The organism is Cupriavidus sp. 10L43_2, assembly GCF_056395265.1.
In genome coordinates this window covers 65,273-90,879 of the sequence record NZ_JBFTJE010000006.1, presented here as the reverse complement: position 1 = coordinate 90,879, position 25,607 = coordinate 65,273, and the positions used below count along the sequence as shown (strand labels likewise).

Here is a 25,607-nt window from a genome sequence, read left to right as displayed (position 1 = left end):
CGGACCCGTGCACTTCATGCCCCTGTTCCAACGGAATCCTGACTCGCGCTCTGTGCCAGGCAGCCAAGCCCTGCATCCTGCAGGCTGGTCGCGCCTGCGCGCCATCTTCTCGCTGAACGATCCCCGCTGGGGCCGTAACGGTCAGGACGATGAAGACAAGGACAAGGATAAGAATCGCCAGCAGAACCAGCGGCCGCAGGACGGCCCGCCCGACCTCGACGAACTGTGGCGCGACTTCAACCGCCGCCTGAACGGCCTGCTGGGCCGCAAGGACAACGGCGGGGGTGGCCCGAACTTCGGCAACGGCCCCCGTACGCCGGGCAAGGGTTCGAACATCGGCATGGGCATCATCGTGGCGGCCGTGGTCGGTATCTGGCTGGCCAGCGGCTTCTTCATGGTGCAGGAAGGCCAGACCGCCGTGATCCTGCAGTTCGGCAAGTTCAAGTACACGACCGGCCCCGGTATCAACTGGCGCATGCCCTGGCCGGTTCAGTCGGCCGAGGTGGTCAACTTGTCGAACGTGCGCTCGGTGGAGGTGGGCCGTGCCACGTCGATCAAGGACAGCAACCTCAAGGACTCGTCGATGCTCACGCAGGACGAGAACATCATCGACGTCCGTTTCACGGTGCAGTACGACATCCAGGACGCCGGCGAATTCCTGTTTTTCAACAAGACCGACCGCGGTGGCGATGAGGAACTGGTGACGCAGGCCGCCGAGACGTCGGTGCGCGAGATCGTGGGCCGCAACAAGATGGATGCGGTGCTGTACGAGAACCGCGAGGAGATTGCGCAGTCGTTGGCCAAGTCGATCCAGACGATCCTGTCCGCGTACAAGACCGGCATCCGCGTGATCTCGGTCAACGTCCAGAGCGTGCAGCCGCCCGAGCAGGTGCAGGCTGCGTTCGATGACGTGAACAAGGCCAGCCAGGATCGCGAGCGTGCGATCAGCGAAGGCCAGTCGTACGCCAACGACATCCTGCCGCGTGCCAAGGGTACTGCCGCCCGCCTCAAGGAAGAGGCCGAGGGCTACCGCTCCCGCGTGGTGGCGCAGGCCGAGGGTGATGCGGCCCGTTTCCGCTCGGTGCAGACGGAATACGCGAAGGCGCCGCAGGTGACGCGTGATCGCATCTATCTGGAAACCATGCAGCAGATCTACGCCAACACGAACAAGATCCTCATCGACGCCAAGGGCGGCAACAACCTGCTGTACCTGCCGCTGGACAAGCTGATGTCGCAGGTGCAAGGCACCGCCGCCACGCCCGCGCCGACGCCGGGCACGAGCGCACCGCCCGTGCCCGAGGCAGGCACCGACATCCGGTCGCGCGAAGGCATGCGCAACCGCGACCGCGATTCGCGCTGAGGAGACCCGTCATGAACCGACTGATTTCCTTCGCGATTGGACTTTTCATCCTGCTGGCCGTGGTGTCGTCGATGCTGTTCGTGGTCGACCAGCGCCAGTACGCCGTGGTGTTCGCGTTCGGCGAGATCAAGCAGGTGGTGCGCGAGCCCGGCCTGCACTTCAAGCTGCCGCCGCCGCTGCAGAACGTGGTCTTCATGGACCGCCGCCTGCAGACGATCGACGTGGCCGCCAGCGAGCGTTTCCTGACCGCCGAGAAGAAGAGCATGGTGGTGGACTGGTTCGTCAAATGGCGCATCACCGATCCGCGCAAGTTCTTCGTGGCGTTCAACGGCAACGTGCGCGGCGCCCAGGATCGCATGACGCAGCGGATCGACTCCGTGGCGCGCGAGGAGTTTGGCAAGCGCACCGTGGCTGACGTAGTCGCTGGCGAGCGCGAGAAGGTGATGCAGAACATTCGTGCCGGCATGTCCGAGTACGCGCAGTCGGTGGGCGTCGAGATCCTCGATGTGCGCCTGAAGCGCGTGGACCTGCTGCCCGCCATCAGCGAATCGGTCTACCGCCGCATGGAAGCCGAGCGCAAGCGCGTGGCGAACGAGCTGCGTTCCACCGGTGCCGCAGAGGGCGAGAAGATCCGCGCCGATGCCGACCGCCAGCGCGAGGTGCTGCTGGCCGAGGCCTATCGCGACGCCCAGGTGGTCAAGGGTGAGGGCGATGCCAAGGCATCGCAGGTCTATGCCGATGCCTTCGGCAAGGATCCGAGCTTCGCGCAGTTCTGGCGCAGCATGGAGGCCTATCGCAACACGTTCCGCGACAAGCGTGACGTGATGGTGCTGGAGCCCAATTCCGACTTCTTCCGCTATATGCGCTCGTCCGGCGGAAGTCCGGCTGCCGCACCCGCAGGCAAGAAGTAGGGCGGCACGCGCAGACTCGCGTGCGTTCGACAAAACCCCGGCCCGCCCGGGGTTTTGTCCGGCTGGAGGGGCCGCGCCGAAGTGCGCCGCCGTCCGCGCCGGATAGCCAGGCCGGCCGGTCAGACCAGCCGGCCTGAAACCGTTTTTGAGAGAAGAGATTCACCATGTCCAACCACTGGCTCCTGCCCGAAAACATTGCCGACGTCCTGCCGTCGGAAGCGCGCAAGATCGAAGAACTGCGCCGCCGCATGCTGGACCTGTTCCGCACCTATGGCTACGAGCTGGTCATGCCCCCGATGCTCGAGTACCTGGAGTCGCTGCTGACCGGTACCGGGCATGACCTGGACCTGCGCACGCTGAAGCTGGTGGATCAACTGTCGGGCCGCACCATGGGCCTGCGCGCGGACATCACGCCGCAGGTGGCGCGCATCGACGCCCATCTGCTGAATCGTCCCGGCGTGACGCGCCTGTGCTACGCCGGCAACGTGCTGCACGCGCGCCCGGCCGGCTTCCATGCCACGCGCGAGCCGCTGCAGATCGGCGCCGAGATCTACGGCCATGCCGGCCTGGAAGCGGACGTCGAGATCCAGGAACTGATGCTGGCCGCCCTTGATGCCGCCGGCCTGACCAATGTGCGGCTGGACCTCTGCCACGCCGGCATCCTCGAGGCGCTGCTGGACGGCCTGCCGTCGATCCGCAAGATCGAGGACGCGATGTTTGCCGCGCTGGAGACCAAGGACGTGCCCGCACTGCGCGTGCTGACCGAAGGCCTGCCCCAGACCGAGCGCGACGCGCTGCTGGCCCTGCCGACGCTCTACGGCGGCGTCGAGGTGATCGAGCGCGCCCGCGCGACGCTGCCGGCCAGCCCGGCCATCGGCCGCGCACTGGACGAGCTGTCGGCGCTGGCCGCGCAGGTACGCGGCGCCAGCGTGAACATCGACCTTTCCGATTTGCGCGGTTACCACTATCACAGCGGCGTGATGTTCACGGCCTACGTAGCCGGTCTGCCCAATTACGTGGCCCGTGGCGGCCGTTACGACAAGGTCGGCGAGGCCTTCGGCCGCGCGCGCCCGGCTACCGGCTTCTCGCTCGATCTGCGCGAGGTGGCGGCACTGTCGCCGGTGGAAGTCCGCGCGCTGGCAATCTACGCCCCGTGGGACGCCGATCCGGGCCTGCGCACGACCATCGCGTCGCTGCGCGCGACCGGCGAGATCGTGATTCAGTCGCTGCCCGGCCATACTCATGAGCTCGATGAATTCAACTGCGACCGGCAGCTGGTTCGTCAGGGCGATGCCTGGGTGGTGGTACCGCGCTAAGACCCGATTCAGCCGGTTCGCACGACGCGTTCCGGCATTTTCCTCCGCTCTCCATGTGACTTTTTGCGCCTTTTTTCGGCGCAAAATCGCTGTCGCGGTGTCATACGTGCGCCCGAAAATCGGGAACCGTCCGGCAACGAGAGTAGAATACGTTTTTAACCTTCTGACCAATTCAACATGTCCGCATCCGCAGTAGGCCAGGGACGCAATGTCGTCGTGATCGGAACCCAGTGGGGTGACGAAGGCAAAGGGAAAATCGTCGATTGGCTTACCGATCATGCAAAAGGCGTGGTGCGGTTCCAGGGCGGCCACAACGCTGGCCACACGCTCATCATCGGCGGCAAGAAGACCATCCTGCGACTGATCCCGTCGGGAATCATGCGCGAGAGCACCGTCTGCTACATCGGCAACGGCGTTGTGCTGTCGCCCGAGGCACTCTTCCGTGAGATCGAGGAACTCGAGGCCGCCGGCCTCCAGGTGCAGAACCGCCTGCGCATCTCCGAAGCCACCACGCTGATCCTGCCGTACCACGTMGCCATCGACAAGGCCCGCGAAGCGCGCCGTGGTGCCGCCAAGATCGGCACCACCGGTCGTGGCATCGGCCCGGCCTACGAAGACAAGGTTGCCCGCCGCGCGCTGCGCGTGCAGGACCTGTTCGATCCGAAGCACTTCGCCGAGCGCCTGCGCGAGAACGTGGAATTCCACAACTTCATGCTGACCCAGTACCTGGGCGCCGAAGCCGTGGACTACCAGCAGATTCTCGACGAGATGCTGTCGTACGCGCCGCGCCTGAAGCCGATGGTGGCGGACGTGTCGGCCGAGCTGTACGCCGTGAACGAGAGCGGCGGCAACCTGATGTTCGAAGGCGCGCAAGGCACGCTGCTGGACGTGGACCATGGCACGTATCCGTTCGTCACGTCGAGCAACTGCGTGGCTGGTGCGGCTGCAGCGGGCGCGGGCGTCGGCCCGGGCCGTCTGAACTACATCCTCGGCATCACCAAGGCCTACTGCACGCGCGTCGGTGCGGGCCCATTCCCGAGCGAGCTGTATGACAACGACAACCCCGCGCGCCAGGACGCCGTGGGCGTGCGCCTGGCCAACGTCGGCAAGGAATTCGGCTCGGTGACCGGCCGTCCGCGTCGCACCGGCTGGCTCGACGCCGCCGCGCTGAAGCGTTCGGTGCAGATCAACGGCGTTTCGGGCCTGTGCATGACCAAGCTCGACGTGCTGGACGGCCTGGAAACGATCAAGCTGTGCGTGGGCTACGAGCTCGACGGCAAGACCGTCGACATCCTGCCGCGCGGCTCGGATGCCGTGGCCGCCTGCGTGCCGGTGTACGAGGAATTCCCGGGCTGGAACGAGTCGACGTTCGGCGTGAAGCAATGGGACGCGCTGCCCGAGGCGGCCCGCGTGTACCTGAAGCGGATTGAGGAAGTCGTCGGCATTCCGATCGACATGATCTCGACCGGTCCGGACCGCGACGAAACGATCCTGCTGCGCCACCCGTACCAGGTGGCCTGACGTATCGGTATTACCCGTGAGCATGATCGCGGCGCCACGAGTGTCGCGGCCTCACCAAGCCAATCGGCCCGCGGAATGCGGGCCGAAGCTTTATCGGCTTTGTCTATCGGTCATCGACCAGAGACCTGACCTGAGAGAAGAAACAGATCATGAACCTGCCTACCAATGACGAAGAGAACCTGTGGGTCTCTTGGGATGATTACCACCGCCTGGTCGCGCGGTTGGCGCTGAACGTGCACGAGTCGGGCTGGAAGTTCGACAAGATCCTGTGCCTGGCACGCGGCGGCCTGCGCGTGGGTGACCAGATGTCGCGGATTTTCGACGTGCCGCTGGCCATCCTGGCCACCAGCTCTTACCGCGAGGCGGCGGGCACGCAGCAGGGCGATCTCGACATCGCCCAGTACATCACGATGACGCGCGGCGAGCTGTCCGGCAAGATCCTGCTCGTGGACGACCTCGTAGATTCCGGCGTGACGCTGGAACGTGTGGGCCGCCACCTGAAGGAGCGCTATCCGGCCGTGACCGACGTGCGCTCGGCCGTGCTCTGGTACAAGGCGTGCTCGAAGGTGGAGCCGGATTACCATGTGACGTTCCTGCCGTCGAACCCCTGGATCCACCAGCCGTTCGAGGAATACGACACGCTGCGTCCGCACAACCTGGCGGCCTGGCTCAAGCGCGGCAAGCGCGCCTCGCTGCTGGACGACGACTCGGCGGCCTGAGCCGGCCGAGCCATCGCCATGTCGGCTGCGCTATCCGCGATCCGGACTCAGTAGCCGGACTAGTAGCCGACCGTGAACCGCTGGCGCACATGCGCCGGCGCTTCGATCTCGTCGAGCATGGCGATCGCGTAGTCTTCCATCGAGATCGTGCTCTTGCCGGCCGCATCGGCCAGCAGTTCCTCCCCACCGAGCCGGAACTTGCCCGTGCGTTCGCCCGGCAGGAACAGCGCGGACGGGGACAGGAACGTCCACGCCAGCGCGGTTTCGCCGCGCAGCGCATTCAGGAAATCACGGCCTGCGGCGGCCTCGTCCTTGTACTGGGCTGGGAACGTCGGCGTGTCGACCAGTTGCACGCCGGGCGCCACGAACAGGCTGCCTGCGCCACCCACCACCAGCAAGCGCTCGACCCCGGCGGCCTTGACCGCATCGACGATCTGCGGCGCCTTGGCCTGCAGGAATCGCACGGTGCTGATCACGGCGTCGTGGCCCCGCAGGGCGGCGGCGAGAGCTGCGCCGTCGGCCACATCCACGTTGCGCGGCGTCACGCCGGTGCGTGCCGGCAGGCTGCTGGCCTGGCGGGCGAGGGCGGTCACGGTGTGGTCGCGGCGCAGGGCTTCATCGGTGAGGCGGGTGCCCACGTTGCCGGTGGCGCCGATGATGGCGATTTTCATGGGTGTTGCTCCTTCACAGTGGCGATATGAAACCAAGATGGTTACATATCGAGGTAAAAAAATCAGCGCTTGCGGCGCTGCGCGGCGGCGTGTTCGACATCCGCGAGCATGCCGGCAATGGTGATGTCCGCGAGCGTGGCGTCCATGGCAGCTTGCGCCCGGTCTGCCACCTGGCGCAGCGCCCCGGTGATCTCGCGGCCGACCATGCAGGCTGGGTTGGGCGCGCTCTGGTGCAGCGTGATCATCGACGGTGTCTCCACGGCACGAAACACTTCGAGCAGCGTGATGGCCGATGCGGGCCGCGCAAGCGTGGCGCCGCCGGTGCTGCCCATCGTTGTGGCCACGAATCCGGCGTCGGTCAGGGCGCCGATGATGCGCCGGATCAGCGCCGGGTTCGTCCCCACGCTGCCGGCGATCATCGACGACGGCACGGGGCCGTCGCTCTGCGCGAGCAGGGTCAGGGTGTGAACGGCGACGGCAAACCGGCTGCTGGTGSTCATGMRSGAAATCTCAATGTGAAACCATMKTAGTTACAGATGGTYRAACTGTCAACACGGTAAATGGCCATTGTTGCCGTTTGTTTTTCGCGAAGGGTGGCCGAATCGTGCCGGATAATGCCGGAATCGGCACTGAAACTGATACACTCATCGACGGCGCCGTGCCGCCAATGAATTCACAAGCCAGAATGGCGTAGAGGGGAGTGCGGATTTGCAGGTTTCTCGGATCAGCGTCGGCAACGCGAAAATCATAGCGATGCCGCAAAACAAAAAGCCCGCAACTTGCGTTGCGGGCTTCTCGCTGAAACCTGGTGCCCAGGAGAGGACTCGAACCTCCACAGTGTTGCCACCGCTAGGACCTGAACCTAGTGCGTCTACCAATTCCGCCACCTGGGCAGGTGTCGAAACAACCGAAGCCGCCATTATAGCGACCGTAAAACGTTTGTCAAATAGTTTCCAGAAAAATTGAATCAGAACAACTATCCGATCCCTAGCCGGGAAGAAATCCTCGGCGTGCTGAGAACTTCGGGGTCGCCGCAATCGGCAGGCGATATCGCCAAGGCCCTGGCCGTCACGCGCAAGGAGCACGACGGCTTCCAGAAGCGCCTCGCCGCGATGGAGCGCGACGGCCAGATCGAACTGAACCGCAAGGGCCGCTATGAGCTGGCCCACCAACCGAATTTCATCGTCGGCCGTGTGCAGGGGCACCGCGACGGTTTCGGTTTCCTGATTCGCGATGACGGTGAGGACGATGTCTTCCTGCCCGAGCGCGAACTCCAGAAGGCGATGCACAACGACCGCGCGCAAGTGCGCGTGGTGGGCTACGACCGCCGTGGCCGCCCGGAAGGGCAGATCGTCGAGATCGTCGAGCGCGCCAACCGCTATGTGATTGGTCGCCTGCTGTCCGAGAACGGGGTGCTCGTGGTAGCGCCCGAGGACAAGCGCATCGGCCAGGACATTCTTATTCCGCCCAAGCAGCAGGGCAAGGCCCGCGTGGGACAGGTGGTCAGCGTGGAGCTGATCGAGTATCCGGACCGCTACGTGCAGCCCGTGGGCCGCGTGGTGGAAATTCTGGGCGATATCGACGATCCCGGCATGGAAATCGAGATCGCCGTGCGCAAGTACGGCGTGCCGCATGCGTTCTCGCCGGCCGCCGCCAAGGAAGCGCAGGGGCTGCCGGACGAGGTGCGCGAAGCCGACCTCGACCATCGCATCGACCTGCGCGACATCCCGCTGGTCACCATCGATGGCGAAGACGCGCGCGACTTCGACGATGCCGTCTATTGCGAGCCGGTCAAGATCGGCCGCGCCAAGGGCTGGCGCCTGATCGTGGCGATTGCCGACGTGTCGCACTACGTGCGCCCAGGCACGCCGCTGGACGCCGATGCGCTGGACCGCGCCACGTCGGTCTACTTCCCGCGCCGCGTGATTCCGATGCTGCCCGAGAAGCTGTCCAACGGCCTCTGCTCGCTGAACCCGCACGTGGACCGCCTGTGCATGGTCTGCGACGCGGTGATCACGGCCAAGGGCGAACTCAAGGGCTACCAGTTCTACCCGGCGGTGATGCACTCCAAGGCGCGCCTGACCTACAACGAGGTCTGGGCCGTGCTGTCGAACACCAAGGGTCCCGAGGCGCACAAGCGCGGTGACCTCGTGCCGCACATGCAGAACCTGTACGAGCTATTCCAGGTCCTGCTCAAGGCGCGCCGCGAGCGCGGGGCGATCGACTTCGACACCACCGAGACCTACATCGTCTGCAACGCGCAGGGCAAGATCGAGCAGATCCTGCCGCGCACCCGCAACGATGCGCACCGGCTGATCGAGGAGTGCATGCTGACGGCCAACGTCTGCGCGGCCGACTTCCTCGAGCGCTTCAAGCATCCGGCGCTGTACCGCATCCACGCGGGCCCGAGCGAGGAAAAACTCAAGAACCTGCGAGAGTTCCTGCGCACGTCCGGCCTGTCTCTGGGCGGTGGCGACAAGCCGCAGGCATCGGACTACGCCGAGGTCATGGACAAGATCAAGTCCCGCCCCGACGCGCCGATGCTCCAGACCATGCTGCTGCGCTCGATGCAGCAGGCGGTCTACAGCCCCGACAATATCGGCCACTTCGGCCTCGCGTATGAGGCTTACGCCCACTTCACGAGTCCGATCCGTCGCTATCCCGACCTGCTCGTGCACCGCGCGATCAAGGCCGTGCTGGCGCACACCAAGTACCAACCGGCGTTCGCGCACGGCACCGAGCTGAACACAGCGGTCTCGCCCAAGGCGCGCCGCTTGAACGCGGCCGATGCCGAGAAGAAGGCGCAGAACTCGGCCGCCCGGGCCAAGCGCAACGAAGCCATCTGGGATGAGCTGGGCCTGCACTGCTCGGCAAACGAGCGCCGGGCTGACGAGGCCTCCCGCGATGTGGAGGCCTGGCTGAAGTGCTACTTCATGCGCGACAAGCTCGGCAGCGACTTCGCCGGCACGGTCAGCGCGGTCACCTCCTTCGGCATCTTCGTGCAGCTCGACGAACTCTATGTCGAAGGGCTGGTGCACGTGACCGAACTGGGCAGCGACTACTTCCAGTTCGACGAGGCTCGCAACGAACTGCGCGGCGAGCGCACGGGCATCCGCTATCGGCTGACCGACCGCGTGCGCGTGCAGGTGTCGCGCGTCGACCTGGACGCTCGCAAGATCGACTTCCGCCTGGTGCAGGAGCCGTCGGCCAAGACGCTGCGCGCCCGCACGACGGGACCCGAAGTGCAACCGCGCGTTCCGGCCGCCCATGCGGTGCCCGCGCGCAAGAAGGGCCGTCAGCTGGCGGCGCTGCTTGGCGGCACGTCGAAGCCTGAGGAATCGTTCGACGAGACGCYGGACCGCGTGATCGAGGAGCAGCCGGTGTTCGAGGCGGTGATCACGCCGATGAAGCCGCATGTGGGTCATGCGCCGCATGGCAAGTCCGGCGGCAAGCCGGCCAAGCGCGCGGCCAAGCCCAAGCCCGCGCACCTCGAGCAGCCGCGCAAGCCCACGGCCAAGCGCACCGCCAAGGCGGCGGCCAAGACCGCGCGCCCGGCACGCAAGCGTTAAAACACGCGGCGCCGGGGTGGCCATGGCGGGTACAATCCCGCCATGGCCAAACACAAACTCCTGATCGGCTTTCACGCCGTGAACGCACGCCTTCGCCAAGACGCGAAGAGCGTGTCCGACATCTATATCGAATCCAACCGGCGCGACCGCCGCATGCAGGACTTCATCCGCCTCGCGGAAAGCCTGAACGTGCGCCTGCATCCGGTGGATGCCGACCGCCTGCGCGGCATGGCCGGCACCGATCGCCACCAGGGCGTGGTGGCGCGTGCCGACGACATCTCGCTGGCGCTCAATCTGGACGAACTGCTCGATAGCATCGAAGGCACGCCGCTGCTGCTGGTGCTCGATGGCGTGACCGATCCGCACAACCTCGGCGCCTGCCTGCGCGTGGCCGATGGCGCCGGCGCGCATGCCGTGATCGCCCCGAAGGATCGCAGCGTCGGGCTGAACACCACGGTGGCCAAGGTGGCCAGCGGCGCGGCCGAAACCGTGCCTTACATCACCGTGACCAACCTCGCGCGCACGCTGCGCGAGCTGCAGGAGCGCGGCATCTGGGTGGTCGGCACGGTCGACGGCGCCGAGAAGACCCTGTACGACTTGGACCTCAAGGGCCCGATGGCGATCGTCATGGGCGCCGAAGGCGAGGGCATGCGCCGGTTGACGCGCGAGACCTGCGACGAGCTGGTCGGCATTCCGATGGCGGGCGGCGTGGAAAGCCTGAACGTGTCGGTGGCGAGCGGCGTCTGCCTGTACGAGGCGGTGCGCCAGCGCCGACTGCCGCGCTGACATCGGCATATTGGCGATGATTCTGGACGCGGCATTGCTCGCCCAGGCGCGCGACCGAATCGCGGCGGCGCGCCAGATCTTCGTGCTGACTGGCGCGGGGGTCTCGGCGGAATCGGGCGTGCCGACGTTCCGTGACGCGCTGACGGGCCTCTGGGCCCGCTTCGACCCCGAAGATCTCGCTACAGAGGCCGCGTTCCGGCGCCAGCCGGCGCTGGTCTGGCAGTGGTACGAGCACCGCCGCGCGATGGTTTCGGCCACCCAGCCCAACCCCGCGCACTTCGCGCTGGCGCAGCTGGCGGACCAGAAACCGGTCACGCTGGTCACGCAGAATATCGACGGATTGCACCAGCAGGCCGGCAGCCAGCATGTGATCGAGTTGCACGGCAACCTGTTCGCCAACAAATGGCTGGATGGCTGCGGACACTGCGACACGGTGCCGCCGGTACCGGGCGAGCCGCCGCATTGCGCGCTGTGCGGCGCGATGATGCGGCCCGGGGTGGTCTGGTTTGGGGAGGATCTGCCGCGCGTGGCGCGCTATCGCGCCGAGCACGCGGCGGAGACCTGCGATCTGTGCCTGGTGGTCGGCACGTCGGGGCTGGTGTATCCGGCGGCGGCGCTGCCGGGCATGGCCAGGGAGAACGGGGCGTTCGTGATCGTGGTCAATCCGCAGCCGTCGGCGCTGGACGCCACCGCGGACCTCGTGCTGGCGGCGCCAGCAGGGCAGTGCCTGCCGGCGCTGTGGTAAGGGCCTAGGCGGCCAGCTCTCCCACCAGCTTTTCCAGCTTCACCGCGTCGGCCGCGAACAGGCGGATGCCTTCGGCCAGCTTTTCGGTGGCCATCGCGTCCTCGTTCAGTTGCCAGCGGAACGCCGGCTCGTCGGCCACGACGCGCGCCACATTCGCTGCCTGCGCATGCTCTACCGACAGCTTGCGCTCGACCGTGCCGCGCCCAGCCGCCAACTGCTCGAGCAGCTCCGGGCTGATCGTCAGCAGGTCGCAGCCAGCCAGGGCCAGGATCTGGCCGGTGCCGCGGAAGCTCGCGCCCATCACCTCGGTCGCATGGCCGAAACTCTTGTAGTAGTCGTAGATCTGCCGCACCGAGCGCACGCCCGGGTCGTTGTCGCCGGCATTGGCGTCGGCGTCCCACTTGTCACCTGCCTGCTTCTTGTACCAGTCGAGGATACGGCCGACGAACGGGGAGATCAGCTGCGCGCCGGCCTCGGCACAGGCCACGGCCTGCACCAGTGAGAACAGCAGCGTCATATTGCAGCGGATGTTTTCGCGCTGGAGGATCTCGGCCGCCTTGATGCCTTCCCAGGTGGAGGCGATCTTGATCAGCACGCGCTCCCGCGCCACGCCGCGCTGCTCGTACAGCCCGATCAGGTGGCGCGCCTTGTCCACGGTGGCCTGGGTGTCGAACGAGAGCCGTGCATCGACCTCGGTGGACACGCGGCCCGGCACGATGGCCAGGATCTCGCAGCCAAAGGCGATCAGGAGCTGGTCCATCACGGCGTCCAGGCCCGCGTTGCCATGATGGTCGCGCACGGCCTGCTCGAGCAGGGGCCGATATTCGGCCTTCTGCACCGCCTTGAGAATCAGGGACGGATTGGTGGTCGCGTCCTGCGGCGTGTACTGCTTCATCAACTGGAAGTCGCCGGTATCGGCCACTACCGTGGTGAATTGTCTCAGTTGCTCTAGCTCGGTCATGATCTGTTCCATCCGGTTCCGTCAGTTGCCGCCCGCTTGGGAAGTCAGCATTCATTGTAACGGCGCTGGCACGGTTGGAAACAACGCCGTCACACGCCGATCCGCTACACTACGCGTTTCCCCCCAAGCAATCAGGCTGTTTTCACATGACGCAGGATGAACTCAAGGCGCTGGTGGCGCAAGCCGCCGCCGACTACGTGAAGCAGGAAGTGCCCCAGGGCGCCGTACTCGGCGTCGGCACCGGCTCCACCGCCAACCTCTTCATCGACGCCATCGCGGCGTTCAAGGAGCGCTTCTCGGGCGCGGTGTCCAGCTCGGAGGCTTCCACGCGACGCCTGCAGCAGCATGGCATCCAGGTGCTGGACCTGAACGAAGTGGACGAGATTCCCGTCTACGTGGACGGCGCCGACGAGATCGACGCCTCGGGCGCGATGATCAAGGGCGGCGGCGGCGCGCTGACGCGCGAGAAGATCGTGGCCGCCGTGGCCGGCCGCTTCGTCTGCATCGCCGATGGCAGCAAGCTCGTGGACACGCTCGGCGCGTTCCCGCTGCCGGTGGAGGTGATCCCAATGGCACGTGCAGCCGTGGCGCGCAAGCTGGCCGCGCTCGGTGGCCAGCCGCGCCTGCGCATGACCAAGGAAGGCGGCATCTACAAGACCGACAACGGCAACGTGATCCTCGACGTCTCGGCGCTGCGCATCACCCAGCCGAAGGACATCGAACAGCAGATCAATCAGATCCCGGGTGTGGTGACGGTGGGGCTGTTCGCGCTGCGTGGCGCGGACGTGCTGCTGCTGGGCACGGAGCAGGGTGTGCAGCGCACCGATTATTGACCGGAAGCGTGGCCCGAGCGGCCTAACCGGCCGCCCATGAAAAAGGGGTGCTTGATAAAGCACCCCTTTTCGTTTTTCCAGACTGGCGAATCAGTTCGCCGGCGGCACGTAGCCGGCGGCCGCATCGGCGCCTTCGCCGAAGAAGTACTTCTCGGTTTGCTTGAGCAGGTACTGGCGCGCGCGGGTGTCGGCCATGTTCAGACGATTCTCATTGATCAGCATGGTCTGATGCTTGAGCCAGCCGGCCCAGGCTTCCTTCGACACGCTTTGCCAGATCTTCTTGCCGAGTTCGCCCGGCAGCGGCGGGAAGTCGAGGCCTTCGGCTTCCTTGTTCAGCTTGATGCAATGGACCGTGCGGGCCATGTGAAACTCCTTGTTCGTGGCGCTTTTGTGGTGCGAGGGGACGCCGATTCGTGATGCCGGTTCTGGGCGGCTGCGTGGCCGCTATTGTAGCCAAGCCCGGCCAAGGCTGGGCTTGGCCCTGCCGGCGTTACAGTTTCTTCATGAGCACCATCGATTTGCGCTGCCAGTTATAGAGCTTGCGCTTGTCTTCCGGCAGGTCGTCCACGGTGGCGTGGACGAAGCCGCGCTTCAGGAACCAGTGCTCGGTGCGCGTGGTGAGCACGAACAGCCGGTCCAGCCCCAGCGCGCGGGCGCGGCGCTCGATGCGCTTGAGCAGCCGCTCGCCGTCGCCAGTGCCCTGGGCCTCGGACGAGACCGTCAGGCAGGCCATCTCGCCCATGTTCTCGCGCGGGAATTCGTAGAGCGCGGCGCAGCCGAACAGCACGCCATCGTGCTCGATCACCGAGAAATTGCCGATATCCCGCTCGATCAGGTGACGTCCACGTGGCACGAGCGTGCCATCGGCCTCGAGCGGTGCAATCAGTTGCAGGATGCCGCCCACGTCATCCAGCGTGGCTTCCCGCAGGCTTTCCAGGTCGGTGTCGGACACCATGGTGCCTACGCCATCGTGCAGGAAGAGCTCCAGCAGCACCGAGCCGTCGAGCGAATAGGGGATCAAGTGCGCGCGGGGCACGCCGCCCTTGAGCGCCTTGACCAGATGTTCCAGGTAATAGGCCACGTCCGGCGGCAGGTGGTTGTTCTGCAACCGCTCCACGGCCGTGCGCAGCGACATTTCCTTCATCAGCTTGCCCACCGGGTCCGGCACGCCGGGCACTTCGGTGATGTAGATCAGCTTGTCGGCCTTCAGCGCGCTGGCGGTGGCGCTGGCCACGTCTTCCATCGACAGGTTGAACGCCTGCCCGGTGGGCGAAAAGCCCAGCGGCGACAGCAGCACCACCTTGCCGTGCGAGAGCGACATGTGCATCGAGTCGTTGTCGATCTTGCGCACCAGCCCGGTGTGCTGGTAATCGACCCCGTTGACGATGCCCACCGGCCGCGCGGTGATGAAGTTGCCGGAGACCACCGACAGCTGCGCGCCAGCCATCGGCGTGTTCGGCAAGCCTTGGCTGAAGGCGGCCTCGATGTCCAGGCGCAGCTCGCCGGCCGCCTCCTTGGCGCATTCGAGCGCGGCGTTGTCGGTAATGCGCACGCCGTCCGCGTACTGGGATTCCACATGGCGCAATGCCAACTGCTCCTCCACCTGTGGGCGGGAGCCGAAGACCAGCACGATCTGCATGCCCATGGCGTGCAGCAGGGCCACGTCGTTGACGAGCGCGTTGAGCACGCCGGCCTTGACCAGCTCGCCGCTGAAGGCGATCACGAAGGTCTTGCCGCGGAAGGCGTGGATATAAGGCGCGACGGCGCGCAGCCAATCCACGAACTGCTGGTGGTCCGGCCCGCTGGCCTCGGCCAACTCGGCGGCGGCCGTGGCGGACGGGATCGGCGTGGCGGGTTCGGCGACGGGGAGGGGGGCTGCGCTCAGGGCAGCGGGGGCGTCTTCGTCGGGGGCGACAGGGGCCGGAGCAGGCGCCTGCGCATTGGAGGTTCTGGCGTTCATGCCGCGGATTATAATCCCGGCCAATGTCAGCACAACGCCCCGTCAAACCTGTTTCCCGGCCGCCACGCCCGCCCCGTCCATCACGTGAGGCGCGCCCGGCGGGCCAGCCTCCCGAGCAGCGGCCCCAGGAGTCTTCCGAACAGCGGCGCGAGCCGCGGCCGGAGCGCGCGCCGCGCCCGCCGCGCGACGCCCAGACCCCTCGAGAGCCGCGCGAGCCGCGCCCCGTGCGCCCGGTCCGCATGGCTAATCCGCTGCCCGAGATCACCTTTCCCGAAGCGCTGCCGGTTTCCGCGCGCCGGGACGAGATCGCCGCCGCGCTGCAGGCCAACCAGGTGGTGATCGTGTCCGGCGAGACCGGCTCCGGCAAGACCACCCARCTGCCCAAGATCGCGCTGTCGATCGGCCGTGGCCCAGCGCGGGAAGGCAAGGAAGGCGGCGGCCTGATCGGCCACACCCAGCCCAGGCGGATCGCCGCCACGTCCACGGCCAAGCGCATCGCCCAGGAACTGGGCACGCCGCTGGGCCAGAACGTCGGGTATCAGGTGCGGTTCAACGACACGATGTCCGCCGGCGCCTCTGTCAAGCTAATGACGGACGGCATCCTGCTGGCCGAGACGCAGAACGACCCGTTGCTGCGTGCCTACGACACGATCATCATCGATGAGGCGCACGAGCGTAGCCTCAACATCGACTTCCTGATCGGCTACCTGCGCCAGATCCTGCCCAAGCGGCCGGACCTGAAGGTCATCATCACGTCCGCGACGATCGACGCCCAGCGGTTCGCCGAGCACTTCGCCCGTAACGGCAAGCCGGCACCGGTGATCGAGGTCAGCGGGCGGCTGTATCCCGTGGAAGTGCGATATCGGCCGATCCAGTCCGATGCGCCGCCCGACGCCGCGCCGAAATCCGCCCAGGCCCGCGAGCGCGACCTGTACGACGGCATTGTCGAGGCCGTGGACGAACTGTGCCGGCTCGGCCCCGGCGACGTTCTCGTCTTTCTGCCAGGCGAGCGCGAGATCCGCGAGGCCGCCGAGGCGCTGCGCAAGCACCATCCTCCGCATACCGAGATCCTGCCGCTGTTCGCGCGGCTCTCGGTGCAGGAGCAGGAGCGCGTGTTCAAGCCATCGAACGCGCGGCGGATCGTGCTGGCGACCAACGTGGCCGAGACCTCGCTGACCGTGCCGGGCATCCGCTATGTGGTGGATACGGGGCTTGCGCGCGTCAAGCGCTACTCGTACCGCAACAAGGTGGAGCAGTTGCAGATCGAGGCGATTTCGCAGGCCGCCGCCAACCAGCGCGCGGGCCGGTGCGGCCGGGTAGCCGATGGCGTTTGCATCCGTCTATACGAGGAATCCGATTTCATCGCCCGTACGCGCTTCACCGACCCGGAAATCCTGCGTTCGTCGCTGGCGGCGGTGATTCTGCGCATGAAGGCGCTGCGGCTGACCGACATCGAGTCGTTCCCGTTCATCGAGCCGCCGCTGGGCCGGGCGGTTGCCGATGGCTACCAGCTCCTGCAGGAACTGGGCGCCGTGGACGAGGCCAACCAGCTTACTGGCACTGGCCGTCAACTGGCCAAGCTGCCGCTGGACCCGCGCGTGGCGCGCATGATCCTGGCCGCGCGCGAGCAGCAGTGCCTGCGCGAGGTGCTGATCATCGCCAGCGCGCTGTCCGTGCAGGATCCGCGCGACCGTCCGCAGGAGGCGCAGGAAGCCGCCGACCAGGCCCATCGCAAGTTCATGGACGAAAAGTCCGAGTTCCTGGGGTGGGTCAAGCTGTGGAAGTGGTTCGAGGAGGCAGTGGCCCACAAGAAGACCAACCGGCAACTGCAGGACCAGTGCCGGGCCAACTTCCTGTCGCACGTGCGGCTGCGAGAGTGGCGGGATGTGCACTCGCAACTGCTGACCACGGTGACCGAGCAGGGCTGGCGCCTGAATGAGACGGAACCGACGTTCGAGCAAGTCCACAAGGCGCTGCTGACCGGGCTGCTCGGGAACGTCGGCCTGAAGCTGGACGAGGCCGACGGGCGCGGGCGCGAGTACCTGGGCGCGCGCGGCATCAAGTTCCACCTGTGGCCGGGCTCGCTGATCGCGCGCAAGGTGGGCCGCTGGATCATCGCCGCTGAACTGGTCGAGACGAGCCGGCTGTTCGCACGCACGCTGGCGCGGATCGAGCCGGAATGGATCGAGCAGGTGGGCAGCCATCTGCTGAAGGTGAGCTGGAGCGACCCGCACTGGGAAAAGAAGGCCGGCCAGGTGCTGGCGATGGAGCGCGGCACGCTGTACGGCCTGCCCATCTACCAGCATCGGCGCGTGCACTACGGGCCGATGAACCCGGCCGAGGCGCGCGAGCTGTTCATCCGCCGCGCGCTGGTGGAGGGCGAATTCGACACGAAATTGCCGTTTTACGCCCACAACCAGCGGCTGCGGCGCGAAATTGAGAATCTGGAGCACAAGTCGCGCCGGCAGGACGTGCTGGTGGACGACGAGCTGATCTACGCCTTCTATGACCGGGCGATCCCGGCGGACACCCATAACCAGACCAGCTTCGAGACGTGGTACCAGGCGGAGAGCGCGAAGGATCGCAAGCTGCTGTACCTGAACCGCGACGAACTGATGCGGCACGAAGCGGCCGGCATCACGACCGACCTGTTCCCGAAGCTGCTGCCGATTGCCGGCGTGGACATGGGGTTGTCGTACCACTTCGAGCCCGGCAGCCACCGCGACGGCGTGACGCTGACCGTGCCGCTGTACGCGCTGAACCAGGTGCGGCCCGAGCGCACCGAATGGCTGGTGCCCGGCATGATCAAGGAGAAGGTGCACCTGCTGCTGAAGTCCTTGCCGCAGAAGCTGCGCCGCCACTGCGTGCCGCTGCCCGAGTACGCGGGCGGGTTTGTCGACCGCCAGCCGTTCGGCGAGGGCGAGTTGATCGACGTGCTGATTGCCGACATCCGCGAGCAGACCGGCACGATGGTGCGCCGCGCAGACTTCAAGCAGGAGACCCTGCCGGCCCACCATGCGATGAACTTCAAGGTCATCGACGAACATGGCCGACAGCTCGAAATGGGGCGGAATCTGGCGCAATTGCGAGCCGAGTTCGGCGGACAGGCGCAGCAGTCGTTCCAGAACATTGCCGCCCGCGACGTGCCCGCGGCCGAGGCCGGCCAGTACGAAAACCTGACGTCCTGGTCGTTCGGCGAACTGCCCGAACTGCTGGAAATCCGCAAGGGCAACCAGACCCTGTTCGGCTATCCGGCCCTTGTGGATCATGGCGACCATTGCGAGGTGGAGGTCTTTGACGACCCGCAGGAGGCGGCACGCATCCACCATACGGGGCTGCGCCGACTGTTCGCGATCCAGCTCCGCGAGCCGGTGAAGTTCATCGAGAAGAACATCCCGAATCTTCAGCAAATGGCGATGCAGTACATGACCCTGGGCACGCAGGAGGAACTGCGCAACCAGATCGTGATGGTCACGCTGGAGCGCGCCTGCATGCAGCCGCCGCTGCCGCGCAACGAGGCCGAGTTCAACGCCCGCAAGGACGAGGGGCGCGCGCGGCTGTCGCTGCTGGCGCAGGAGATGGCGCGGCTGGTGGGCGCGATCCTGGCCGAGTACGCGGGACTTCCGCGCAAGCTGCTCCAGGCCAAGCCGTTCGGCTCCGCCCACCAGGACATGGAGGCGCAACTGGCGCGGCTGATGACAAAGTCGTTCGTGATCGATACGCCATACACGCAGCTCGTGCACTTCCCGCGCTATCTCAAGGGGATGGCGATGCGCGTGGACAAGCTCAAGGGCGACCCCGGCCGCGACAGCCAGCGCACCCAGGAGATGACACCGCTGGTGCAACAGTGGCAGCGCGCCGAGAAACAGCTCCGCACGCAGGGCAGGGGGGCCGAAGATGCCCGATTGGACGAATTCCGATGGATGCTTGAGGAGCTGCGCATCGCGCTGTTCGCGCAGGAGCTGCGCACGCCGGTGCCGATGTCGGTCAAGCGGTTGCAGAAGGTGTGGGAGTCCATGCAGCGCTGACGCGGAGTTCGTGTGGAAAACCACGATTTGTGTCGGAATGCCCGGCGAAAGATAAATTCGCGCAAACGGTCAGCGTAACCCCCGGCTCAAACGTTAGAATGCCCGATTCCTCATGGTTGACGGTCTTATGCTCTCGTTGCGTCGTGTTGTGTCTAGCGTGGTGTCGGTCGGCGCGCTGGCATTGGCAGTGGTGTCCGCCCCCGCGCAAGCGGAGGTTGTGACGATCCTTAATTCGGGTGATGCAACCGTCACCCTGATCGACAAGGACACGCAGAAGGTGCTGGAAACCTTCCCCGTCGGCAAGGAACCGCACCACCTGATTGCCACGCCTGACGACAAGTCGCTGATCGTGGCCAACGCGGTCGGCAACGACCTGGTGTTCCTGGATCCGGTGACCGGCAAGGTGCAGCAGCGCGTACCGAACATCGACGATCCGTACCAGATCGGCTTCTCGCCGGACCAGAAATGGTTCGTGACGACGGGCAACCGGCTCGACCGCGTGGACGTCTACCGCTGGGACGGCCACCAGCTCAAGATCGCCAAGCAATTCCCGCTGCCCAAGACGCCCAGCCATATCGCGTTCACGGCGGACAGCAAGATCGCCTTCATCACCCTGCAGGACAGCGATCAGATCGCCGCGATCGACCTCAATTCGCTGACCGTGCTCTGGACCATGGACGCCGGCTCGGCGCCGGCCGGGATCTGGGTGACGCCGGACCAGAAATACCTGCTGGTGGGCATGACCGGCGCCGACTATGTGGCCGTGATCGACTGGCGCACGCGCACCGTGGTCAAGCAGATCCAGACCGGCAAGGGCGCGCACAATTTCCGCGCGGTGGGCGACAAGCGTCATCTGTTCCTGACCAACCGCGTCTCGGGGTCCATCAGCATCATTGACCAGCAGACGCTGTCCAAAGTTGGCGATATCACCGGCCTGCTGCCGGGGCCTGACGACATGGAGTTGACCGCCGATGGCAAGACACTCTGGGTGACGTTCCGCTGGGCGCGTTCGGTGGGGCTGATCGACGTGGCGAGCCGCAAGCTGGTCAAGACCATCCGGGTGGGCAAGTCGCCACACGGTATCTACTTCCGCACGCGGGCGCCGCTCTACTGAGGCAGGGTTCGACATGGCTCGGCTGCTGATTCGTATTCTTGCCATGCTGGCCGCGATGCTGGCGCTGGCCGGTGCTGCCTCGGCGGCGGACGCCGCCGCCAGTTGCCGTGCCGGTACGCTGTACCTGACCTTCGACACCGGCAGCATGAGCCAGGCGGAACTGATCGCCCGCACGCTGCGCCGGCATCATATCCGCGCCACGTTCTTCCTGGCCAGCGAGCCGACCGTCAATCATGACAACTCGCTGGACCCGACCTGGGCCCCTTACTGGAAAGCGTTGGCCGCCGATGGGCACGTGTTCGGTTCCCATACGTTCGATCACGTCTACCTGCGCGGGGTGCACGGGGACAAGGTGACGATGCGTCCGCAGTTTGGCGCGCAGGGCGGCAAGGACGTCGCGATGACTGCCGACGCCTTCTGCACGGAACTGCGCCGCAGCGCCCAGGCATTCCAGTCGATGACTGGCCAGCCGATGGCGCCGATCTGGCGCGCGCCGGGCGGCCGCACCGCCCCGCAGACGCTGGCCTGGGCCGAGCAATGCGGCTTCAAGCACGTGGGCTGGGCGCCGGCCGGCTTCCTCGGCGACGAACTGTCTTCCGAGAAATTTCCGAACCGGGCTTTGCTGGACCGCGCGCTGCGCGACCTCCGGGATGGCGATATTACGATGGCGCACCTCGGCATCTGGTCGCGCAAGGACCCCTGGGCACCGGGCGTGCTCGAACCGCTGCTGACCGGCCTCGAACAGAAGGGCTTCTGCTTCGCCACGCTGCGCGAGCATCCCCGCTACAAGGATTGGTTCCAGCAGCACGGGGCGGAGGGCCGGCGGTAATGTGGGACGCGTTCACGAACTGGATCAGCCTCTGGGTAGGCCAGGTGGAAGCCACGGTATTCCAGGGCGTGGTGCTGCCGGTGGTCTACCACCTCGGCTTCGGCGGCTATGCCGAGGACGCCTTCACAGGCACCGAATGGTTGCTAGTGGGTGTGGTGCAGATCGCAGTGATGGTGCTGATCCTCGGCCCGTTGGAGAAATTGCGACCCGTGGAGCCGGTGACGGACCGCGCCGCCGTGCGCACGGACATGCTCTATACGATGATCCATCGCCTGGGCCTGTTCCGGCTCGCGATGTTCTTCGTGCTGGCGCCGCTGATGGATGGCCTCGAAGGCCATCTGCGCCTGCTGGGCTGGCAGCGGATCAACGTGGAGGACTGGTGGCCCGGCGTGACGTCGATCCCGCTGGTCAGCTTCTTCGTCTACCTGCTGCTGTTCGATCTGCTCGACTATTGGTATCACCGGTTTTCGCATACCTATCGCTGGTGGTGGAGCCTGCACGCCACGCACCACAGCCAGCGCCAAATGACGCTCTGGAGCGACAATCGCAACCATCTTCTGGACGATATGCTACGTGACGCAGTTTTTGCGACCGTGGCGCTGGCGGTTGGCGTGGAGCCGTCGCAGTACGTGCTGCTGGTGGCGCTTTCGCAACTGCTGCAAAGCCTCCAGCACGCCAACCTGCGACTGCATTTCGGCTGGCTCGGGGAGCGACTGCTGGTTTCGCCGCGCTTCCATCGCACGCACCACGCGGTGGGGCTCGGCCACGAGCAGCAGGCGGCGGGCAAGCCGGTGCGGCTTGGCGGCTGCAACTACGGCGTGATCTTTCCGTGGTGGGACATGTTGTTCCGCACCGCCCGGTTCGTCGAGGCCTACCATCCGACGGGCATCCGGGACCAGCTTCCGCCGCCCACCGGCCACGGCCGCGACTACGGCGCGGGATTCCTGTCCCAGCAGTGGCTGGGCCTGAAGCGGCTGCTACGGCTCCGCTGACCGGGAATGTCGTCGGCGTGGGATCTTTTCGGCCTGTGCTAGGCTCTGAAGGTTTTCCCGACCGCTTTCCTGCATGAACGATATCTTTCGCTCGTTTGGCCGTGCCCTGATCAGCCAGTTGCATCCGCGCATGCTGATGCTGACGCTGGTGCCATTCGTCCTCGCCACCGTGCTATGGGGCGGCCTGATCTGGTGGGGCTGGGACCCGATCATGGGCGGCGCTCGCGCCATCCTCGAGGGCTCCGTTTTCACGAGCTGGATCTACTCCGCGCTGGACTGGCTCGGTCTGCAGTCGCTGCGCACCGTGGTGGCGCCGCTGTTCGTGCTGACGCTGGCTGTGCCGCTGGTGATCGCGTCGATGCTGATCTTCATCAGCCTGTTCTCGGTGCCGGCCGTGGTGAAGCACCTGGACCGCAGCTATCCGGGGCTGGTCAAGGCGCGCGGCGGCAGCGTCGCCGGCAGCGTGTTCCAGGCGCTCAGCAACACCGTGGTGTTCCTGTTGCTGGTGCTCGTGACGATGCCGCTATGGCTGATTCCGCCGTTCTTCGCGCTGATTCCGCCCGTGCTGTGGGGCTGGCTCACCTACCGCGTGATGACCTACGACGCCCTGGCCGAACACGCCACGGCCGAGGAGCGCAAGACGCTGATGAAGCGCCATCGCACCTCGCTGCTGATGATCGGCGTGGCCGTGGGCCTGCTTGGCTCCGCGCCGACCTTGCTGTGGGTCTGGTCGGCTGTCATCATCTTCCTGTTTCCGGTGGTGCTGGCCGGCACGCTGTGGCTGTACGTGCTGATCTTTATCTTCTCGGCGCTCTGGTTCGGCCATTTCTGCCTCCGGGCATTGGCTGAATTGCGCGCCGAGCGCGACGCCGCGGCACCCCCGCCGCCGCCCGCCACCGACGTGATCGACCTGGCGCCGGGCGACGTGCGCCGCATTGAACAATCCTGAGCGAGGAACACCATGGGTTTCGGTTTGATTGTCATCGGCGATGAGATCCTGTCCGGGCGGCGCGAGGACAAGCACATGCGCCGGACCATCGAACTGCTGGGCGCACGCGGCCTGGCGCTGGACTGGGCCGAGTACGTGGGCGACGAGCGCGAGCGCATCACCGCCACGCTGCGCCGCACGCTGGCCGGGCCGGACGTGGTCTTTTGCACGGGCGGCATCGGCGCCACGCCGGACGACCACACGCGTCAGTGCGCGGCCGCCGCGCTGGGCGTGGAGCTGGCGCTGCACCCCGAGGCGCGCGAGCAGATTGCGCTACGCATCGCCGAGACCGCCAATGGCGACCCGGTCAAGGCTGACCTGAACCTGCCTGATAACCAGCATCGCTTCAAGATGGGCGAGTTTCCGGTCGGGGCGCGCATCATCCCCAACAGTTACAACCGCATTCCGGGCTTCTCGGTGGCCGACCACCATTTCATGCCAGGCTTCCCCGTCATGGCGTGGCCGATGATGGAATGGGTGCTCGACCACTATTACACCCACCTGTTCCACCTGGAGGTAGCGCAGTCGCGCGCCTTCTATGTGTTCGAGGCGCCCGAGTCGACCCTGACACCGCTGATGGAGCAGGTGGAGGCCGCATTCGCCGGCATCCGCGTATTCAGCCTGCCATCCGTGGGCGACGTGAGCCGGGGCGACCGCTTCGCGCGGCGCCATATCGATCTTGGGGTGAAGGGACCGGCGGAACAGGTCCTGCCAGCCTATGCGATGCTGCTCGAAGGCGTCCGCGCCATGGGGTACGAGATCGTCGAGCAGTAAGAGGCCCCGCCCAGACTTTGATCTGGGTCGGATCGCGGTCAGCCCGACCCGTGATAGCGTGTGCGGCTTTCGACAGCCTGGCTGCCCCGCAGCCCCTCACGCATGAACGATGTCCTGCGAGCGTTCGGCCGCGCGATGCTATGCATGCTGCATCCGCGCATGGTGTTGCATGCCCTTGTGCCGCTGATCCTGATACCGCTGTTCTGGGCCGCCGTGTTCTGGTGGTGGCGGGAGCCGATCGTTCAGGCCGTCAATGCTTTCATCACGAATTCCCAACTGGGTCTCTGGCTCGATATCGGGCTGGCATGGATGCGTCTGACATTCTTGCGGCCATTCGTGGGCGTCGCTGTTGTCGGGGTGTCGGTGTTCCCGCTGATCATCATCTCGATGATGGTGTATCTGAGCGCCTTCTTCGAAGACGCCGTGGCGGCGCATGTGGCGCGCAGCTATGTGGGACTGGAGCGGGCTGAAGGTGGCAGTCTGCATCCTGCTGCCGGTGGTCATGTTGTTCGTCATGTGGGCGTACATGGCGATTCTGATCTTTGCCGTGCCCTGGTTCGGGCACTACTGCCTACAGGCGCTGGCCGACCTGCGCGCGGAGCGGGCAACCCCGCTCCCACACGCCATGGACGGGCGTTAGCTGATGGCTCCCCTTACGCCCCGTGCCACGGCAGGTTGCGCTTGCACCAGCCTTCCACGGTCTTGCGGTGGTATTCCTCGTCGCGGGGGCCTTCGAAGCCTTCCAGCACATCCATGGCACAGGTGTAGCCGGCCTCAGTGGCCAGACGGGCCGCGTGCTTCGAGCGCGCAGCGCTACGGCACAGGAACAGCACCGGCGCATCGGTCGGCACGCGGGCCTTGAGTTCCTCGACGAAATTCGGGTTCTGCTTGCCGCCGGGATAGCTGTTCCATTCCACATGGGCGAATTGCTCGTCCGGCAGGTTCACGCCACCTACCCAATCCAGTTCTGCCTGCGTGCGCACGTCCACGAGCACGGCCTTCGGGTCGGCCTGCAGCAGGTCATAGGCTTGCTGTGGGTCCAGCGCGCCGAAGTACGCAAGCTGGTTCTGTTGCTGGCGCGCGTGCGCGGCCTGGAGGAGGTCGTCTCGGGTGGTCATCTTCTGTGACGGAGTCAATAAGAGAAGCGGAGTAAAGCGGGGTTCGCTGTGCCGGGGCAACAGCGTGACCCGGGATCGGGCACGGCGCTGGGATGTCGCCGCGTTCGGCGCTATTCTAGCGTGCAGCCACGGCCATCCCCCGAAAATCCGCCTGCGCGGCGCATGCCCATCTTCGGTGCGTATTCTGGTGCATAGGCACTAAAATAGTGCTTTTCCTTGAATCGCGCACCGAGATGGTGTTTGATGAAGTCGCCGCGGAGCGGTGCGCAAGTGGATCGTTCGCCGCGTCGGCATGTTCAGCTTGGGTTGTATGCAATCCGCGGCCCCCGCCACGGTGCGGCGTGACCGATCACTGCACATTTTTCGGGATGGCGAGGGCAAATGAGGGCGTCGGTTGGCATGCTTTCTGCTA

Annotated in this window: 22 protein-coding genes and 1 tRNA gene; 16 read left to right on the top strand and 7 right to left on the bottom strand. The window is 65.9% G+C overall.

The window, feature by feature from the left end; genetic code table 11:
- The first annotated feature begins 16 nt into the window (after positions 1-16).
- The 5 genes from hflK (at position 17) to AC1DEL_RS10885 (ending at position 5,827) form a co-directional block, all read left to right on the top strand.
- Positions 17-1,360, top strand: a complete 1,344-nt coding sequence (gene hflK, locus AC1DEL_RS10905; RefSeq protein ID WP_092289679.1) for an FtsH protease activity modulator HflK — start codon at positions 17-19, stop codon at positions 1,358-1,360.
- An 11-nt stretch (positions 1,361-1,371) separates the two neighbouring features.
- Positions 1,372-2,271 carry a protease modulator HflC gene (gene hflC / locus AC1DEL_RS10900; RefSeq protein ID WP_092289677.1) on the top strand — a complete coding sequence of 300 codons (900 nt, stop codon included), beginning with the start codon at positions 1,372-1,374 and terminating at the stop codon, positions 2,269-2,271.
- A 164-nt stretch (positions 2,272-2,435) separates the two neighbouring features.
- Entirely contained in the window at positions 2,436-3,587 is a 1,152-nt protein-coding gene (locus tag AC1DEL_RS10895; protein ID WP_441593550.1) for an ATP phosphoribosyltransferase regulatory subunit, read from the top strand.
- Positions 3,588-3,764: 177 nt separating this feature from the next.
- Positions 3,765-5,108 (top strand): adenylosuccinate synthase, encoded by a 1,344-nt coding sequence (locus AC1DEL_RS10890; protein WP_092289673.1) that lies wholly within the window; start codon positions 3,765-3,767, stop codon positions 5,106-5,108.
- A 149-nt stretch (positions 5,109-5,257) separates the two neighbouring features.
- Positions 5,258-5,827, top strand: coding sequence for a phosphoribosyltransferase (locus tag AC1DEL_RS10885; RefSeq protein ID WP_092289671.1), 570 nt, complete (start codon positions 5,258-5,260; stop codon positions 5,825-5,827).
- A 59-nt stretch (positions 5,828-5,886) separates the two neighbouring features.
- Here AC1DEL_RS10885 and AC1DEL_RS10880 read toward each other — a convergent pair whose 3' ends face one another.
- The 3 genes from AC1DEL_RS10880 to AC1DEL_RS10870 form a co-directional block, all read right to left on the bottom strand.
- The gene (locus AC1DEL_RS10880) at positions 5,887-6,498 is read right to left on the bottom strand and encodes an NAD(P)-dependent oxidoreductase (protein WP_477125738.1); all 612 of its coding nucleotides are present in this window, start codon (positions 6,496-6,498) and stop codon (positions 5,887-5,889) included.
- A gap of 62 nt (positions 6,499-6,560) precedes the next feature.
- Complete coding sequence (locus AC1DEL_RS10875) at positions 6,561-6,998, bottom strand: Rrf2 family transcriptional regulator (protein ID WP_477159068.1); 438 nt, start codon at positions 6,996-6,998, stop codon at positions 6,561-6,563.
- A 306-nt stretch (positions 6,999-7,304) separates the two neighbouring features.
- Positions 7,305-7,391 (bottom strand) — tRNA-Leu (locus AC1DEL_RS10870).
- 69 nt (positions 7,392-7,460) lie between these two features.
- On the opposite strand from AC1DEL_RS10870, the gene rnr reads away from it, so the two are divergent.
- From rnr to AC1DEL_RS10855, 3 genes are read left to right on the top strand one after another with little or no spacing between them, the layout of a single operon-like run.
- Positions 7,461-10,067, top strand: a complete 2,607-nt coding sequence (gene rnr / locus AC1DEL_RS10865; protein WP_477159067.1) for a ribonuclease R — start codon at positions 7,461-7,463, stop codon at positions 10,065-10,067.
- A gap of 42 nt (positions 10,068-10,109) precedes the next feature.
- The gene (gene rlmB / locus AC1DEL_RS10860; protein ID WP_092289663.1) at positions 10,110-10,853 is read left to right on the top strand and encodes a 23S rRNA (guanosine(2251)-2'-O)-methyltransferase RlmB; all 744 of its coding nucleotides are present in this window, start codon (positions 10,110-10,112) and stop codon (positions 10,851-10,853) included.
- A gap of 16 nt (positions 10,854-10,869) precedes the next feature.
- Complete coding sequence (locus tag AC1DEL_RS10855) at positions 10,870-11,598, top strand: SIR2 family NAD-dependent protein deacylase (protein WP_441593551.1); 729 nt, start codon at positions 10,870-10,872, stop codon at positions 11,596-11,598.
- Positions 11,599-11,602: 4 nt separating this feature from the next.
- On the opposite strand, the gene tal is transcribed toward AC1DEL_RS10855, so the two are convergent.
- Positions 11,603-12,559 (bottom strand): transaldolase, encoded by a 957-nt coding sequence (gene tal / locus AC1DEL_RS10850; RefSeq protein ID WP_092290827.1) that lies wholly within the window; start codon positions 12,557-12,559, stop codon positions 11,603-11,605.
- A gap of 146 nt (positions 12,560-12,705) precedes the next feature.
- Between tal and rpiA the strand changes: the two genes are divergently transcribed.
- Complete coding sequence (gene rpiA / locus AC1DEL_RS10845; protein ID WP_092289661.1) at positions 12,706-13,392, top strand: ribose-5-phosphate isomerase RpiA; 687 nt, start codon at positions 12,706-12,708, stop codon at positions 13,390-13,392.
- A 90-nt stretch (positions 13,393-13,482) separates the two neighbouring features.
- On the opposite strand, the gene AC1DEL_RS10840 is transcribed toward rpiA, so the two are convergent.
- A complete protein-coding gene (locus AC1DEL_RS10840; RefSeq protein WP_092289659.1) occupies positions 13,483-13,755 on the bottom strand; it encodes an oxidative damage protection protein in 273 nt (90 codons plus the stop codon).
- Positions 13,756-13,882: 127 nt separating this feature from the next.
- Positions 13,883-15,352 (bottom strand): amino-acid N-acetyltransferase, encoded by a 1,470-nt coding sequence (gene argA / locus AC1DEL_RS10835; protein WP_092289657.1) that lies wholly within the window; start codon positions 15,350-15,352, stop codon positions 13,883-13,885.
- Positions 15,353-15,375: 23 nt separating this feature from the next.
- Here argA and hrpA point away from each other — a divergent pair, with 23 nt between their 5' ends.
- From hrpA to AC1DEL_RS10800, 7 genes are all read left to right on the top strand, one after another.
- Positions 15,376-19,380, top strand: a complete 4,005-nt coding sequence (gene hrpA, locus AC1DEL_RS10830; protein WP_477125737.1) for an ATP-dependent RNA helicase HrpA — start codon at positions 15,376-15,378, stop codon at positions 19,378-19,380.
- Positions 19,381-19,507: 127 nt separating this feature from the next.
- Positions 19,508-20,494 carry a YVTN family beta-propeller repeat protein gene (locus tag AC1DEL_RS10825; protein WP_092289653.1) on the top strand — a complete coding sequence of 329 codons (987 nt, stop codon included), beginning with the start codon at positions 19,508-19,510 and terminating at the stop codon, positions 20,492-20,494.
- A 13-nt stretch (positions 20,495-20,507) separates the two neighbouring features.
- A complete protein-coding gene (locus AC1DEL_RS10820; RefSeq protein WP_477125736.1) occupies positions 20,508-21,323 on the top strand; it encodes a polysaccharide deacetylase family protein in 816 nt (271 codons plus the stop codon).
- Complete coding sequence (locus AC1DEL_RS10815; protein ID WP_092289649.1) at positions 21,323-22,315, top strand: sterol desaturase family protein; 993 nt, start codon at positions 21,323-21,325, stop codon at positions 22,313-22,315. Before AC1DEL_RS10820 ends, AC1DEL_RS10815 begins: the two co-directional genes overlap by 1 nt.
- Positions 22,316-22,388: 73 nt before the next feature.
- On the top strand, positions 22,389-23,264 hold the full coding sequence (locus AC1DEL_RS10810) for an EI24 domain-containing protein (protein WP_092289647.1): 876 nt from the start codon (positions 22,389-22,391) through the stop codon (positions 23,262-23,264).
- A gap of 12 nt (positions 23,265-23,276) precedes the next feature.
- The gene (locus AC1DEL_RS10805; RefSeq protein ID WP_092289645.1) at positions 23,277-24,077 is read left to right on the top strand and encodes a competence/damage-inducible protein A; all 801 of its coding nucleotides are present in this window, start codon (positions 23,277-23,279) and stop codon (positions 24,075-24,077) included.
- A gap of 433 nt (positions 24,078-24,510) precedes the next feature.
- Complete coding sequence (locus AC1DEL_RS10800) at positions 24,511-24,717, top strand: hypothetical protein (protein WP_477125735.1); 207 nt, start codon at positions 24,511-24,513, stop codon at positions 24,715-24,717.
- Positions 24,718-24,730: 13 nt separating this feature from the next.
- Here the strand turns inward: AC1DEL_RS10800 and AC1DEL_RS10795 are convergent, their stop codons facing one another.
- Positions 24,731-25,195 carry a rhodanese-like domain-containing protein gene (locus AC1DEL_RS10795; RefSeq protein WP_092289641.1) on the bottom strand — a complete coding sequence of 155 codons (465 nt, stop codon included), beginning with the start codon at positions 25,193-25,195 and terminating at the stop codon, positions 24,731-24,733.
- Positions 25,196-25,607 lie beyond the last annotated feature (412 nt).

What these genes read in the sequence shown, in the direction of transcription:
- hflK (WP_092289679.1), top strand. Translation starts at nt 17, where the DNA reads ATGCCCCTGTTCCAACGGAATCCTGACTCGCGCTCTGTGCCAGGCAGC.
- hflC (WP_092289677.1), top strand. Translation starts at nt 1,372, where the DNA reads ATGAACCGACTGATTTCCTTCGCGATTGGACTTTTCATCCTGCTGGCC.
- AC1DEL_RS10895 (WP_441593550.1), top strand. Translation starts at nt 2,436, where the DNA reads ATGTCCAACCACTGGCTCCTGCCCGAAAACATTGCCGACGTCCTGCCG.
- AC1DEL_RS10885 (WP_092289671.1), top strand. Translation starts at nt 5,258, where the DNA reads ATGAACCTGCCTACCAATGACGAAGAGAACCTGTGGGTCTCTTGGGAT.
- AC1DEL_RS10880 (WP_477125738.1), bottom strand. Translation starts at nt 6,498, where the DNA reads ATGAAAATCGCCATCATCGGCGCCACCGGCAACGTGGGCACCCGCCTC.
- rlmB (WP_092289663.1), top strand. Translation starts at nt 10,110, where the DNA reads ATGGCCAAACACAAACTCCTGATCGGCTTTCACGCCGTGAACGCACGC.
- AC1DEL_RS10855 (WP_441593551.1), top strand. Translation starts at nt 10,870, where the DNA reads ATGATTCTGGACGCGGCATTGCTCGCCCAGGCGCGCGACCGAATCGCG.
- tal (WP_092290827.1), bottom strand. Translation starts at nt 12,559, where the DNA reads ATGACCGAGCTAGAGCAACTGAGACAATTCACCACGGTAGTGGCCGAT.
- rpiA (WP_092289661.1), top strand. Translation starts at nt 12,706, where the DNA reads ATGACGCAGGATGAACTCAAGGCGCTGGTGGCGCAAGCCGCCGCCGAC.
- AC1DEL_RS10840 (WP_092289659.1), bottom strand. Translation starts at nt 13,755, where the DNA reads ATGGCCCGCACGGTCCATTGCATCAAGCTGAACAAGGAAGCCGAAGGC.
- argA (WP_092289657.1), bottom strand. Translation starts at nt 15,352, where the DNA reads ATGAACGCCAGAACCTCCAATGCGCAGGCGCCTGCTCCGGCCCCTGTC.
- AC1DEL_RS10825 (WP_092289653.1), top strand. Translation starts at nt 19,508, where the DNA reads ATGCTCTCGTTGCGTCGTGTTGTGTCTAGCGTGGTGTCGGTCGGCGCG.
- AC1DEL_RS10820 (WP_477125736.1), top strand. Translation starts at nt 20,508, where the DNA reads ATGGCTCGGCTGCTGATTCGTATTCTTGCCATGCTGGCCGCGATGCTG.
- AC1DEL_RS10815 (WP_092289649.1), top strand. Translation starts at nt 21,323, where the DNA reads ATGTGGGACGCGTTCACGAACTGGATCAGCCTCTGGGTAGGCCAGGTG.
- AC1DEL_RS10810 (WP_092289647.1), top strand. Translation starts at nt 22,389, where the DNA reads ATGAACGATATCTTTCGCTCGTTTGGCCGTGCCCTGATCAGCCAGTTG.
- AC1DEL_RS10805 (WP_092289645.1), top strand. Translation starts at nt 23,277, where the DNA reads ATGGGTTTCGGTTTGATTGTCATCGGCGATGAGATCCTGTCCGGGCGG.
- AC1DEL_RS10800 (WP_477125735.1), top strand. Translation starts at nt 24,511, where the DNA reads ATGTGGCGCGCAGCTATGTGGGACTGGAGCGGGCTGAAGGTGGCAGTC.
- AC1DEL_RS10795 (WP_092289641.1), bottom strand. Translation starts at nt 25,195, where the DNA reads ATGACCACCCGAGACGACCTCCTCCAGGCCGCGCACGCGCGCCAGCAA.